At 55.9% G+C, this 13,190-nt stretch carries 14 protein-coding genes and 1 tRNA gene; 11 read left to right on the top strand and 4 right to left on the bottom strand.

The window, feature by feature from the left end:
• Positions 1–103 precede the first annotated feature (103 nt).
• The 4 genes from AC0L7U_RS12955 (at position 104) to AC0L7U_RS12940 (ending at position 3,317) form a co-directional block, all read left to right on the top strand.
• Positions 104–1,144 (top strand): MCP four helix bundle domain-containing protein, encoded by a 1,041-nt coding sequence (locus AC0L7U_RS12955; protein WP_473691233.1) that lies wholly within the window; start codon positions 104–106, stop codon positions 1,142–1,144.
• The gene (locus AC0L7U_RS12950; protein WP_473691231.1) at positions 1,083–1,790 is read left to right on the top strand and encodes a methyl-accepting chemotaxis protein; all 708 of its coding nucleotides are present in this window, start codon (positions 1,083–1,085) and stop codon (positions 1,788–1,790) included. The genes AC0L7U_RS12955 and AC0L7U_RS12950 overlap by 62 nt, the downstream gene beginning before the upstream one ends.
• A gap of 247 nt (positions 1,791–2,037) precedes the next feature.
• Entirely contained in the window at positions 2,038–2,850 is an 813-nt protein-coding gene (locus tag AC0L7U_RS12945; protein ID WP_473691229.1) for a GAF domain-containing protein, read from the top strand.
• A 2-nt stretch (positions 2,851–2,852) separates the two neighbouring features.
• Positions 2,853–3,317 carry an EAL domain-containing protein gene (locus AC0L7U_RS12940; protein ID WP_473691228.1) on the top strand — a complete coding sequence of 155 codons (465 nt, stop codon included), beginning with the start codon at positions 2,853–2,855 and terminating at the stop codon, positions 3,315–3,317.
• Positions 3,318–3,478: 161 nt separating this feature from the next.
• Here the strand turns inward: AC0L7U_RS12940 and AC0L7U_RS12935 are convergent.
• Together AC0L7U_RS12935 and AC0L7U_RS12930 are read right to left on the bottom strand one after the other, a co-directional pair.
• Positions 3,479–3,554, bottom strand: a tRNA-Ala gene (locus tag AC0L7U_RS12935).
• Between the two features lie 147 nt (positions 3,555–3,701).
• A complete protein-coding gene (locus AC0L7U_RS12930; protein WP_473691226.1) occupies positions 3,702–4,100 on the bottom strand; it encodes a TIGR02300 family protein in 399 nt (132 codons plus the stop codon).
• A 211-nt stretch (positions 4,101–4,311) separates the two neighbouring features.
• On the opposite strand from AC0L7U_RS12930, the gene aroA reads away from it, so the two are divergent.
• The 7 genes from aroA (at position 4,312) to AC0L7U_RS12895 (ending at position 11,765) form a co-directional block, all read left to right on the top strand.
• Positions 4,312–5,667, top strand: coding sequence for a 3-phosphoshikimate 1-carboxyvinyltransferase (aroA, locus tag AC0L7U_RS12925; protein WP_473691224.1), 1,356 nt, complete (start codon positions 4,312–4,314; stop codon positions 5,665–5,667).
• Positions 5,664–6,287 (top strand): (d)CMP kinase, encoded by a 624-nt coding sequence (cmk, locus tag AC0L7U_RS12920; RefSeq protein ID WP_473691222.1) that lies wholly within the window; start codon positions 5,664–5,666, stop codon positions 6,285–6,287. Before aroA ends, cmk begins: the two co-directional genes overlap by 4 nt.
• A 345-nt stretch (positions 6,288–6,632) precedes the next feature.
• On the top strand, positions 6,633–8,333 hold the full coding sequence (rpsA, locus tag AC0L7U_RS12915) for a 30S ribosomal protein S1 (protein WP_473691220.1): 1,701 nt from the start codon (positions 6,633–6,635) through the stop codon (positions 8,331–8,333).
• 415 nt (positions 8,334–8,748) lie between these two features.
• Entirely contained in the window at positions 8,749–9,177 is a 429-nt protein-coding gene (locus AC0L7U_RS12910; protein WP_473691218.1) for an FKBP-type peptidyl-prolyl cis-trans isomerase, read from the top strand.
• Positions 9,178–9,645: 468 nt separating this feature from the next.
• Positions 9,646–10,647 carry a signal peptide peptidase SppA gene (gene sppA / locus AC0L7U_RS12905; RefSeq protein WP_473691216.1) on the top strand — a complete coding sequence of 334 codons (1,002 nt, stop codon included), beginning with the start codon at positions 9,646–9,648 and terminating at the stop codon, positions 10,645–10,647.
• Positions 10,647–10,946 carry an integration host factor subunit beta gene (ihfB, locus tag AC0L7U_RS12900; protein ID WP_473691215.1) on the top strand — a complete coding sequence of 100 codons (300 nt, stop codon included), beginning with the start codon at positions 10,647–10,649 and terminating at the stop codon, positions 10,944–10,946. Before sppA ends, ihfB begins: the two co-directional genes overlap by 1 nt.
• A 597-nt stretch (positions 10,947–11,543) precedes the next feature.
• The gene (locus AC0L7U_RS12895; RefSeq protein ID WP_473691213.1) at positions 11,544–11,765 is read left to right on the top strand and encodes a hypothetical protein; all 222 of its coding nucleotides are present in this window, start codon (positions 11,544–11,546) and stop codon (positions 11,763–11,765) included.
• Positions 11,766–12,031: 266 nt separating this feature from the next.
• Here AC0L7U_RS12895 and grpE read toward each other — a convergent pair whose 3' ends face one another.
• Both grpE and trxA read right to left on the bottom strand, forming a co-directional pair.
• On the bottom strand, positions 12,032–12,682 hold the full coding sequence (gene grpE, locus AC0L7U_RS12890; RefSeq protein ID WP_473691211.1) for a nucleotide exchange factor GrpE: 651 nt from the start codon (positions 12,680–12,682) through the stop codon (positions 12,032–12,034).
• A gap of 119 nt (positions 12,683–12,801) precedes the next feature.
• A complete protein-coding gene (gene trxA / locus AC0L7U_RS12885) occupies positions 12,802–13,122 on the bottom strand; it encodes a thioredoxin (protein ID WP_473691209.1) in 321 nt (106 codons plus the stop codon).
• Positions 13,123–13,190 lie beyond the last annotated feature (68 nt).

Raw genomic sequence — 13,190 nt, 5'->3', positions numbered from 1 at the left:
TTTACGTAGGGTCCGGCAGGCCAATGCGGTTCTTTTCTTTACCCAAAATTTAGTCACACGGTCCATCTTTTGAGCATCGCAAACTCAAGCATGAGTGAAGACCTTGAAGATCACGATCAAACACGCCCTGCTGTTTCTATTCATTGTCATGACTGCCTTCGGCGTTGGTCAGGGCATTCTGAGTTTCATTCAGATCAATACAATGAATGGCTCCGTGCATGATCTTCAAGAGCAGCGCATCCCCACGCAGCAAGCTCTGGGCGGCATTTCCGAACAGATGGCCAAATACAGACTTGGTGAATCCATCGCGTTGATCGCGCTTGATCCGGACACCAAGAAGAGCGCCGCAGAAAGCACGGAAGCCGCGAAGGCAGATCTCGACGCACGGATTGCCGCCTTCCGCAAACTGGCGGCAACGCCGGAAGAAGTCGACATGATCAATGCCGTCGAGACAAACTGGAAAGCCTATCAAGACCTGCACGGCAAGTTCACCATGCTGGATGAGACAGGTAATTTCCAGCTGGCCACGGACATGTTCATTGGCCAGATGAAGACGAAATACGGCGAGTTGCAGAAAAATATGTCCGCGTTGCGCGACATGAATGATGTCATCGCCTCGAAGACTGCCGAGCTGTCCGACAGAGCCTTCAAGACCTCCAACTGGACGCTGGGCAGCGCCGCCGCTGCCATGTTCCTGTTTGGCCTGGCCGCTACCGCCTATGTTTTCTTCTTCGTCAGTCGTCCGTTGACCAAAGTGATCCGCGCCGTCAAGGCCGTGGCCGCTGGTGATCTGGAATCCAAGTCGGCACATACAAGCTCCAAGAATGAAATCGGTGAGATCGCAACAGCACTAGAAGTTTTCCGAACACGCCAGATAGAAGCACTGGCCAAGGAAGAAGAGCACAAACTCAGTGAAGTGAAAGCATCTGAGCGACTTGCGGAGGAACGCGCCAGCATTGCCCGCCGCTTCAAGGCCGAGATGGGGCAGATTGCGACAGATCTTCAGGCCATGGCGCATGAAGTGGCCACTTCCGCACGACAGGTCACAGAGACCGCGGGCGAAACTCAGAATCAGACCTCTGGTGCGTCACAGGCTGCGCAGCAGGCATCAAGCAACGTCGAGATCCATCGCCGCTGCCAGTGAAGAGCTGGCCACCTCAATCGGTGAAATCAGTGACCAGATTGAGCGTTCCGCATCAATGACGCTGGAGGCCTCCAACATTGCTTCGGACACGGCTCAGACCGTCAACGAGCTTTCGACTGCGGCCGCCAAGATCGGCGATGTCGTCAAATTGATCTCAGAGATTGCAGAACAGACAAACCTCCTCGCGCTGAATGCCACCATCGAGGCAGCACGCGCCGGTGAGGCGGGCCGCGGCTTTTCGGTCGTTGCTGCGGAAGTCAAGGATCTTGCATCCCAGACTACCAAAGCCACGCAGGACATCTCGGAAATTGTCTCCGAGATCCAGTCGGCCACCGGCCTTTCGGTGCAGAAGATCGAGGCCATCGTCAACGCGGTTGGCGCAGTGCGCGAATTCACCGACTCCATCGTCGGCGCTGTTGGCCAGCAGGGTGACGCCACGCAAGAAATCGCCGGAAGCACTCAGTTCGCCGCAACAGGCACCGGCGAAGTGGCTCGGACCATTGTCACGCTTGGTGAAGCAGCATCGGCATCGGGCGCCACAGCGCGCGCCCTGACGCAGGTGTCTGAAACGATGATTGGCAAGACCAGCGAACTCTCAGCTCAGGTCGATCGCTTTGTTGCCGGGCTTGGACAGTCTTCCAACTAACGCTCGATCTCATCATCCCTGACTTCAAATGAGACCCGATCAGAAAGCCGCTTCGTACAAACGGAGCGGCTTTTATCGTCCGTCAGAAACCGCCTGACACCAACGTATGTCATCCAAATAAAGACGATAGAAGCGCGTAAGCTCCTGTCACGATTCTTTATAAGTAAAATTAACAATCTTAAAACGATCTATAGTGTTATTATTGGCACCAATAAAATCAAACATTCAACTGGGCACGTATTTTCTCATGACTTTAGGTTCCTCCGGGCGACAACAGACCTCCGATGTTCTGGCAAGTCTCAGCGCACTTAAGGCACTGGCATCGGGTAGTGCTCGAAGTCTTGTGCCGCACATGAACCTTCAGACGGTCCTCAAGACAGCCCGTTCCCATCTGAATATGGAGGTCGCCTTTATTTCCTGCGTCACCAGCCATCAGCGTCTCTTCACAGACGTGGACGCCTGTGACTGCGCCGGTCACTGCCCCACCGTTGGAGCCGGAGATCCTCTTGATGACACCTACTGCCACAAGATTTTGACTGGCGAACTGCCGGAAGTCATCCCAGACACACATAGAAATCATATCACAGCCAACATGCATGTGACCCGCGCCCTGGGTATCCGCAGCTACATTGGCACGCCCATTGTCCTGTCGAATGGCAGCACTTTCGGCACATTCTGTTGTTACTCCCGGTGCAACAAAGGAACGCTGGACGAACGCGATCTCGCGCTTCTGCAGGCGCTGGCGGATGTCGCCAGTTCCCTGATCGAGAATGACGAACGCCAACTGGTGGCGGTCCGCGAGCGTGAGCGGCAGATCCTTCATATTCTGGAGGATCAGATGTTTACGCCGGTATTCCAGCCGATTCTTAATCTTGCCAGCAGGCAGACAGTCGGCTTCGAAGCCCTGACACGGTTTCACTATCCCGGTATCCACATGGCCCCCGATCTCTGGTTCAAACAGGCAGACGAAGTTGGCATGGGCCGCGCGTTGGAGCTGGCGTGCCTGCACAAATCGTTGACAGCGGCCTCCCTATTGCCTGAGGGGGCTGTCTCTCCCTAAACGTGTCTCCGTCTCTGGTGCTGTCAGACGATTTGCTACGACTTCTTGCGCCCTACCCGGCAGACCGGATCGTGCTGGAATTGACTGAGCATCAGGAAGTCAAGGATTACGACGCATTGATCGCGCGCACGAATATGCTGCGCCACAAGGGCCTGCGCATTGCCGTGGATGATGCAGGGGCCGGTTATTCCAGCTTCCAACATATCCTGCGACTGCGACCTGACATCATCAAACTCGATATTTCGCTGGTCCGTGACATTCACAAGGATCTGGCCAAACGCGCGCTCGGCCTGTCGCTGGCCACCTTTGCCAAGTCGATTTCCTGCATGATCATTGCGGAAGGGGTCGAGAAAAAAGCCGAGTTGCAGTGCTTGACTGACCTCGGAATTGATCGCGCTCAAGGATATTTTATCGGAAAACCCATGGCCGTGGCTGCTGAAACCAAACGACGCTGCGCCGCGGGCTAGGGTACGAACCCACAAAAAGGCCAACGCGACCCCGAAGCGATAAATCCGAACCGTCTCGACGCACGTCGATCACGACAGATGCGAAAAACGAAAGCGCCCAACGCTCGGAAAAACCCGGACGATCAATTATTACAAAGAAAATTTTGAAAAAAAGAGAAAGATGGTGGAGCTAAGCGGAATCGAACCGCTGACCTCTTGAATGCCATTCAAGCGCTCTACCAACTGAGCTATAGCCCCATCTTTCTGGTGACCGTCTTAGACGCCGGTCATGGTGTGGAGCGGAACATAGTCGCACCGCCCTGATCGATCAAGAGGGATTTTGGAGAAACCAAAACCCCTCTGTGGATAATTTTAAAGCCGAACTATAGCTTTTAAAACAGCGCCTTAGTGATCGCTATCGTCCTCAACGGCAACACGAAGACCGGGAACGGACTCATCGTCGTCATCGTCTTCGTCGATGAAAACGTCGTCGCTGTCATCGCTGTCATCATCCAGATCAACATCTTCACCGTCGATGTCCGGCACATCCTCGTCAGTCTCGCCGCTTGCTTCAGCGTCAGCCTGCTCAAGGCTCACCATTTCTGGTGCGTCGTCATCGTCTTCCTGATCTTCTTCTACCTTGGCGGCCTTCGCCTTGGCAGCCTTGGCTGCCCGCGAAGTTGTCGCCACGGCTTCAAAGATGGAGCCGCACTTCGGACAGGTGATCGGTGTCCGATTCATATCGTAATATTTTGCGCCACAACTCGGGCACAACCGCTTCGTGCCAAGTTCAGGTTTTGCCACTGCGCTAACCCTTCGTCTATCAGAGATTGAGGCGCCCCATAGCCGGATAAGCACCCCGATGTCAAAGCCAAATCGTCGAAATTTTCAGTTCAAGCTGAAGTTCTGCACGAGACGATTAAAATTTCAAGACGAAGGAGAGATGACGAACGCAAATCCACATGCTAGCTAATAAGACCCAATTCGCCGCAAGCAAGGTTCGGATCCTTTAGATATGTCGCATGGTTCGCTGCCCACCCCGTTGTCATCAGTCAAGGCAGGCCCGCTGAAAGGGTCTGTTCGCGTGCCCGGGGACAAGTCCATTTCTCACCGCTCGCTGATGTTTGGTGCTCTGGCCGTTGGCCGGACGACCGTGCGTGGACTTCTGGAATCTGAGGATGTGCTGGCCACAGGCCAGGCCATGCGCGCCGTTGGTGCCAAGATCGAAAAAACCGCAGATGGCAGTTATACCGTTGATGGTATTGGCCTTGGCTCGCTGCTCGAGCCGGAAGGCGTGATCGACTTTGGTAATGCGGGCACCGGCGTGCGTCTGACAATGGGCATTTTCGGCTCGCATGACATTGCTGCCACCTTTGTCGGTGATGCATCCTTGTCCAAGCGTCCGATGGGCCGCGTGCTGGATCCCTTGCGCCAGATGGGCACAGCTGTTGTCGCCCGCTCCGGCGATCGTCTGCCCGCCTCCATTCGCGGGGCCAAGCAGGCAACACCGCTGACCTATCGCGTGCCTATGCCATCGGCACAGGTGAAATCTGCCGTGCTGCTGGCTGGCCTGAATGCCCCCGGCACGACCACCGTAATCGAACCAATCGCCACGCGCGATCACACGGAAAAGATGTTGGCCGGCTTTGGTGCGGATATTTCCGTTGAACTCAATGACGCTGGCGAGCGTGTCATCACCCTGCAAGGCCAGCCTGAATTGAAGCCTCAGGACATCGATGTGCCATCGGACCCGTCGTCCGCCGCTTTCCCGATTGTAGCGGCCCTGATCACGCCGGGCTCCGATATCACGGTCGAAAATGTCATGCTCAACGAGCACCGCACAGGCCTCATCACCACATTGATCGAGATGGGCGGCGACATCGAGTTGACGAACAAGCGCAGCGCGGGCGGCGAAGAGGTCGCCGACATTCGCGTGCGTGCCAGCAAGCTGAAGGGCATCACCGTGCCGGCTGAGCGCGCGCCGTCGATGATTGACGAATATCCGGTTCTGGCGGTCGCAGCAGCCTTTGCTGAGGGCGACACCTTCATGCCGGGTCTCGACGAACTTCGCGTCAAGGAATCCGACCGTCTTGCGGCTGTTGCCCGCGGCCTGGAAGCCAACAATGTGCCCTGCGTTGAAACCGAAGACACACTGACCGTCACCGGCGGCGCAAGCGGAATTGGCGGCGGCACAGTCGTCACCCACCTGGATCACCGCATTGCCATGGCGTTTCTCGTTCTCGGCATGGCCGCAGACAAGCCCGTCACCGTGGATGACGGCGCCGTCATTCAAACCAGCTTCCCGACATTCATCACCCTCTTCACCACCATGGGCGCAAAGATCGACAAGACGGACAGCGAGGCGGCATGATTATCGCAATCGACGGACCGGCAGCCTCCGGCAAGGGCACACTTGCCCGACGTCTGGCTGCTCACTTCGGCCTCAACCATCTCGACACGGGTTTGACCTATCGTGCCGTTGCGGCTGCGCTGTTGGCGCAAGGCCTTCCCTTGGGCGATGAAGCGATTGCCATTCAGATGGCACATCACCTTGATCTGACGAAAATGGAAAAAGGCGCCTTGTCTGCCCATGAAGTCGGTGAAGCGGCCTCCCGTGTTGCGGTGATGGCGGGACTGCGCGAAGAACTGGTCCGTATTCAACGCGAGTTCGCCAACAAGGCCCTAGGCGCCGTGCTCGACGGACGCGACATCGGTACAGTCGTGTGTCGCAATGCCGATGTGAAGTTGTTCGTCACTGCATCACCTGACGCGCGCGCCAAGCGCCGCACAGCGGAGATCCAGTCAAAAGGCCAGGAAGCCGACTTTGACGACGTTCTCGAAGATTTGAAGCGCCGCGATGCCCGTGATCAGACAAGAAAAGCAGCTCCCCTGCAACAAGCAGAGGATGCACACTTGCTTGACACTACGGAAATGGATATAGAAACGGCATTCCAGACGGCTGTGAATATCATTTCGCGCGCGAAAGCCTGATCTGGCTGCGGCCTTGCCTGGGCAAGCACCGCGCTGGATCTCCCTGTTTTGGGCCACAAACATGGTCTAGAGGGCTTGGGCCAAAGATTTGCAGATCCCTGGAAAACGCGAGATTTTCAAGAGGGAGAACCGATCTCGGTTCCAGCCCTCTTGCGACTTGGTTCTCCGGCACAGGGCACGCCCCTGAACCTGAAGAACCCAAAAGAACAGGATCCGACGTTTTTCGCCCGCCGGCCCGCTTTTTTTGAAGCGGCAGAACTGGTCATGCAGTTCCGGGAAGCGATGGATCCTTATTGGAAACACGAACCCGCCGGCGCGTTGCCTCTCATGGCAACAGGAGATTGTATGTCTGATCTGAATCCCTCTACCGAGGATTTTGCAGCTCTTCTCGAAGAGTCTTTTACCAAACACGACCTTTACGAAGGTGCCGTGGTTAAGGGTACTGTTGTTGCAATCGAAAAGGACCTCGCCGTTATCGACGTGGGCCTCAAGGTTGAAGGCCGCGTGCCGCTGAAGGAATTCGGCGCCAAAGGCCGCGACGGCGAAATGTCTGTCGGCGACGAAGTTGAAGTTTACCTCGAGCGCGTAGAAAACGCTCTTGGCGAAGCTGTTCTGTCGCGCGAAAAAGCCCGTCGTGAAGAAAGCTGGATCCGTCTGGAAGTTGCTTTCGAAGCGAACGAAAAGGTTACCGGCCAGATTTTCAACCAGGTCAAGGGTGGTTTCACCGTCGATCTGGATGGTGCCGTTGCCTTCCTGCCGCGCTCGCAGGTTGACATCCGCCCTGTGCGCGATGTGACCCCGCTGATGCACACACCTCAGCCTTTCCAGATCCTCAAGATGGACAAGCGCCGTGGCAACATCGTTGTCTCGCGTCGTGTCGTTCTTGAAGAAACCCGTGCCGAACAGCGTTCGGAACTGGTTCAGAGCCTGGAAGAAGGTCAGGTCGTGGAAGGTGTCGTCAAGAACATCACCGATTACGGTGCGTTCGTCGACCTCGGTGGCATCGATGGCCTGCTGCACGTCACCGATATTGCGTGGCGCCGCATCAACCATCCGTCGGAAGTTCTCACCATCGGCCAGTCCGTCAAGGTGCAGATCATCCGTGTCAACCAGGAAACGCATCGCATCAGCCTGGGCATGAAGCAGCTTGAAGCTGATCCGTGGGATGGCATCGAAGCCAAATACCCGGTCAACGCCAAGTTCACGGGCCGCGTGACGAACATCACCGATTACGGTGCATTCGTCGAGCTGGAGCCGGGCATCGAAGGCCTGATCCACGTGTCCGAAATGTCCCGGACCAAGAAGAACGTTCATCCGGGCAAGATCGTTTCCACCTCTCAGGAAGTGGAAGTGATGATCCTGGAAGTCGATCCGGTCAAGCGTCGTATTTCCCTGGGCCTCAAGCAGACCCTGCAAAACCCATGGGAAGCTTTCGCCGAACAGTATCCGTCTGGCACGGAAGTGGAAGGCGAAGTCAAGAACAAGACCGAGTTCGGTCTGTTCATCGGCCTCGACGGCGATGTGGACGGCATGGTTCACCTCTCCGACCTCGACTGGAACCGTCCGGGCGAGCAGGTTATCGAAGAGTTCAAGAAGGGCGACGTCGTCAAGGCTGTCGTTCTGGATGTTGACGTCGAGAAGGAACGTATTTCCCTCGGCATCAAGCAGCTCGGCGGCGATCCAATGGACGCAGCAGCAGCTGGCGACATTCACAAGAACGCTATCGTCACCTGTGAAGTGATCGAGATCAAGGACAACGGCCTGGAAGTTAAGATCGCAGACAGCGATGTGACTGCCTTCATCCGTCGTTCGGATCTGTCCCGTGACCGTGAAGAACAGCGTCCGGACCGTTTTGCGGTCGGTGCCAAGTTCGATGCGCGCATCACCCAGTTCGACAAGAAGACCCGTCGCGTTTCCGCCTCGATCAAGGCTCTGGAAATTGCAGAAGAGAAGGAAGCAGTTGCACAGTACGGCTCTTCCGCCTCCGGCGCGTCCCTCGGCGACATTCTGGGCGCAGCCCTGAAGCAGGCCGGCGACGACGAGTAAGACAGACCCAGCCGGTTTTTCCGGCATTGGTTCAGTTGCAGAAAGCCCGCCACCCTGGCGGGCTTTTTTGTTTGGTCACAAGCACCGCCCGCCTGTGCCAAATGCACAGAGAGGCATACGGGCCAGGCTGTACACATGATTTCCGGCGCTATGCTTTGCAGATATTTCGAATTTCAAGGACGAAACGCACAAGGCTGAAAGCAAACCTCCGACACAAACCTCAATCTCGATCAGAGTTTTGGAAAACTGGCATAATATCGCCGTTTTAAGCCTGTTTTATCGTTTTGTGGGCCTCGGTTTACATTTGTGCCTGAGTGCTTATGTTTAGAGGTGATCGTAATTCGCGCGCATACGAAGGTCAGCGGCGACCTTTGGTGTGCATAAATCTCCATAGAAGAAGTTAGGAGACACGCTAATGACCGAAGTCAAAACCGGCGACAGCGTTCGTATCCATTACAAGGGCACCCTCAACGACGGGTCCGTATTTGACAGTTCTGAGGGCCGTGATCCGCTTGAATTCACTGTTGGTTCCGGTCAGATCATTGCAGGTCTCGACAGCGCCCTGCCGGGAATGCAGGTTGGCGAAGAAAAGACCGTCGCAATCCCTGCCGAACAGGCTTATGGCGAAGTCAATCCGCAGGCGATGCAGCCCGTGCCGAAAAGCCAGTTCCCGGAAGACATTCCGCTGGAAGTTGGTGTACAGCTTCAGGTTCAGACCCAGAATGGCCAGACCATGCCGGTGACGATTGCTGAAGTTGGCGAAGAGCAGGTCGTGCTGGATGCCAACCATCCGCTGGCAGGCAAAGACCTGAACTTTGACATTGCGCTGGTTGCCATCGACTGAGGCAGAGACAGGCTTTGAGTTTTTAAGACCGAAGGCAGGGGAGACCATGCCTTCGGTCTTTTGCATTCCGGCTCTGTCCGCACCCCACTCTTTTGAGGTGCCGCGATGGCAGAGCCATGTCTGCGCCAGCAATAACTCCGCACCTCATCTCAGCGCTAGGAGATGCAGCCAGTGCCGCTCTCCTCAATCCAAACAAGGGCTTGTCGCGGCAGCCAGACAGAATTGCCCTTCAAAGGCAGTTCGGATTGAGATAGGCTCTTCCAGTCTGGTTTTTGATTTTCAGTAGCGCCTTTCACTGGAAAGTGATCTTTTTTATTGCAGCGAAGCCATTTTATCGGTTCCCCTTGTTTTGCGGACGTATAACTCTTCAATGAGCGTGAAATGCCGCAACCCATCTCAGGATTGACGTAATTTCCTGTATCAAAGTCAATTGCTTGCAAGATTTGCGATGAGGAGCCTCTTTCCAATATGAATTTCGATACGGAGATGCTGATCGACCGGCGGCGCATGCGGCGTAAACTGACGTTCTGGCGCGCGCTGGCAGTGGTCATTTTGGTCCTCGCGGCCCTGCGCATAGTCTTCAGCCTGAGAGGCTTTACCAATCCCAAGGCATCGGCCCACATTGCCCGCGTTCCCATTACAGGGATCATCAGCGATGATCGCCAGCGCTTGCTGATGCTCAAGCGGATCGGTGACGATAGCGCGGTCAAAGGTGTCATCATTTCGATCAACTCGCCCGGGGGCAGCACCGCAGGTGGTGAAGGTCTTTATAATGCCATCCGCAAGCTGGCCAAGAAAAAACCCGTAGTCGCTGAAATCGGCACTCTGGGCGCTTCTGCGGGCTATATGACAGCGCTGGCGGCTGATCACATCGTGGCACGTTACACCTCCATCACCGGATCCATTGGGGTTCTGTTCCAGTTTGGCAATGCTGCGGAACTGATGAAGAAGGTCGGCGTTGAAATGGAAGCTGTCAAAAGCGCTCCTTTGAAAGCCGAACCCGATTACTACTCAAAACCAACCCCAGCTGCCAAAGCTGTGCTTCAGGATCTCGTAAACGACAGCTTTCAGTGGTTCGTTGGCCTTGTTGCGGAGCGGCGTGACATGTCGAAGGACAAGGCCCAGTCGCTTGCAGATGGCCGGATCTATTCAGGCCATGAAGCAAAAGAAAACGGTCTGATCGACGAGATTGGTGGCGAAGACACCGCTGTTGCATGGCTGGAGAAGACCGGCAAGTTGAACAAGGATCTGCCAGTGATCAACTGGTCACCGCAGTCCAAGGAAAGACGGTTTCCGTTTGCAATCAAAATGGCCCAAGATATCGGCCATGGGCTTGCAAAAGGCGTCACACACGAAATTGGGAGCGCCAAAGCACTGATTTCTCCCGCTCTTGCGCTTGACGGGCTTCAGTCCGTTTGGCACGCTTCCGAAAGGAAAGCATCGTCTGAGGAAGGTCTTGGAGATCAATAATGATAAAATCTGAGCTTGTGCAACGTATTGCTGAACAAAATCCGCATCTTTATCAGCGCGACGTTGAGAATATCGTAAACGCAATACTTGATGAAGTCACGGAAGCCATGATGCGGGGTGACCGGGTCGAGCTGCGCGGTTTCGGTGCTTTCTCGGTGAAAAACCGCCCGGCGCGCGTCGGACGCAATCCTCGAACCGGTCAAAAGGTTGAAGTCGAGGAAAAGCATGTTCCCTTCTTCAAGACCGGCAAGGAAATGCGACTGCGGCTGAACGACGGCGTAGACCACGGCGAGGACTGACCGACAATCAGGCCGCTCGAGGGCTTGATACAGGCTCAGGTGTGCGTGAATGCCGCGCGGCACAACAAATGATCGGCAGAAAAGCAGCGGGCACGGCTTGGCCAACATCTGCTTTTGCCGGTTGGCCAAATGCTTAACGAGATGGGAGACGTCGTCTGCGACCTCAGACGTGCGACGTCTCTATTTCGTATTTTAGCCGATGCTTGATGTCAGATGCCGGGCGAAGATTGCCCTTCCTGTTCCCCCTTGGCAAGGCGCGCCCAAACGACACGATCCATGAACTGATCGCGTTACTGCCCCCCGTTGCAAAGTCTCTGCCTCTTAACGGACCCGCTTTTATAATCTTGCGATCTGAATCCGAAGCCGATCACGATGGCTTATGGGCGTAAAAGTGGCAGGGGCCCCAAGGATAGATAGAACTGTGAACTTTAGTCGCCCCTTGCTCGTTTCCATGTCAATGCCCCATCAGATTGAGGACGCGGCAAGGTTATCGACGACTAAGCCCACCAGATCCCTTTGCGGTTTCGCGGAAGCCCGCTAAACTGTCTTTCTGATTTGCGCTTCAGCGCAGCCGATGGGTAAACCGGGAGAATGACCTTGATCCGATTTGTCAAAAACCTGATTCTCATCCTCGTCGGGGTGATTTTCATCGCGCTCTCGGTTGCCAACCGGCACACCGTGTCCTTGTCGCTTAACCCTTTCAACCCGACCGATCCGAACCTGACATTGACGCAGGTGCCGTTGTTCTGGGTGATCTTCGGCGGATTGGCCGCGGGCATCATTCTGGGTGGTATCGGCGCCTGGACCCGCTCAGGGTAAGTGGCGCAAGGAAGCCCGGGTACGCCGTCGGGAGGCGCGCAGTTTGCACCGGGAGGCCTCACAGCTGCGCGAACTGACCCAGCCAGATGAAGAGCAACCACGCGGCCTGCCCTCGCTCGGCAAGCGCGACGCCGCCTGAAACTGAGCTTATGTGAACCTGTCATCATGACAAGGTGCACCGATGACGCAGGATGATCATTGAAAACGCCCCGGCACCTCTGTTGGCGCCGAGGCGTTTTTATGTCTGATGCGCCAAGACTGACGGATCAGGCTGTCTTGTCAACCTTATGGTCAGCCGCCGCATCACTTGCGGCTGGCGCTTCCTTGGGCCCCCCCTTGGACACACCAACCATCGCCGGGCGCAATACGCGCTCGCCAATCTTGTAACCGGCCTGTACCACCTGAACGACCGTATTGTTCGGCACTTCCGTATCAGGCACTTCAAACATCGCCTGATGGAAGTTCGGATCAAACTTTTCGCCAGTCGGGATCAACTGAGAAACGCCGTTCTTGTCGAGCTGACGCAGAAGATCCTTCTCGGTCATCTCGACGCCTTCGATCAACGACGCGATGTTGCTTTCCACGGCTGCGCGCTCGTCAGCCGGCAGAGAATCGAGGGCGCGGCGCAGATTGTCGCTGACGGTCAGCATGTCGCGCGCGAAATTGGCAACCGCATAGGTGCGCGCGTCCTTGACTTCGCGCTCTGTGCGGCGACGCAGGTTTTCCATTTCCGCCATGGTGCGCAGCGCGCGGTCCTTCAGCTCGGCATTTTCAGCCTTCAGCGCCTCAATCGGATCGACGGCCTCTGGCTGCGCTTCGGCATCGGGAGCACTGGCAGCAGCGTTAGCTTCAGCTTCGGCAGCATTCGGGCTGAGATCCGGTTCCTGCTCGGACGGTGTCTTGTTTTCGTCGGTCATATTGGTCCGTTGACATCCATTTTCATAGAATTCGGGTGAGCGTGCTTCAGACTAGCCCTAATGCACACCCACCCCCAACCGTCAAGCCTTGCGCCAGACGGGCCAAGATTTTTGTTGGATTAAAGAGCGCTTTTGATCCAGTCTTCAAGCTTGCCCTTGGGCGCTGCACCGATCTGCTGTGCCATCGGTTCACCGTCCTTGAACATCAGCAGGAAGGGAATGGAGCGCACGCCATACTTGGTGGCGATTTCCGGGTTTTCATCGACGTTCAGCTTGGCGATTGTTACCTGACCGGACATATCGTCGGACAGCTCTTCCAAAGCCGGGCCGATCATCTTGCACGGTCCGCACCATTCAGCCCAGAAATCCACGACCACGGGGCCTTCAGCCTTGAGAACGTCCTGTTCAAAGCTGGCATCGGTAATTGTCTGAGTTGCCATCTTCAATCTCACTTTCGTCTCTGTGGCGAACACTGGAGGTGTTCGCGCCTGTTGACCAGAAAGTAGGA

Source organism: Roseibium sp. 10G30-5, from assembly GCF_055809635.1.
The sequence above is the reverse complement of the archived record's forward strand: the minus strand, read 5'-3'. Positions and strand labels throughout refer to the sequence as shown.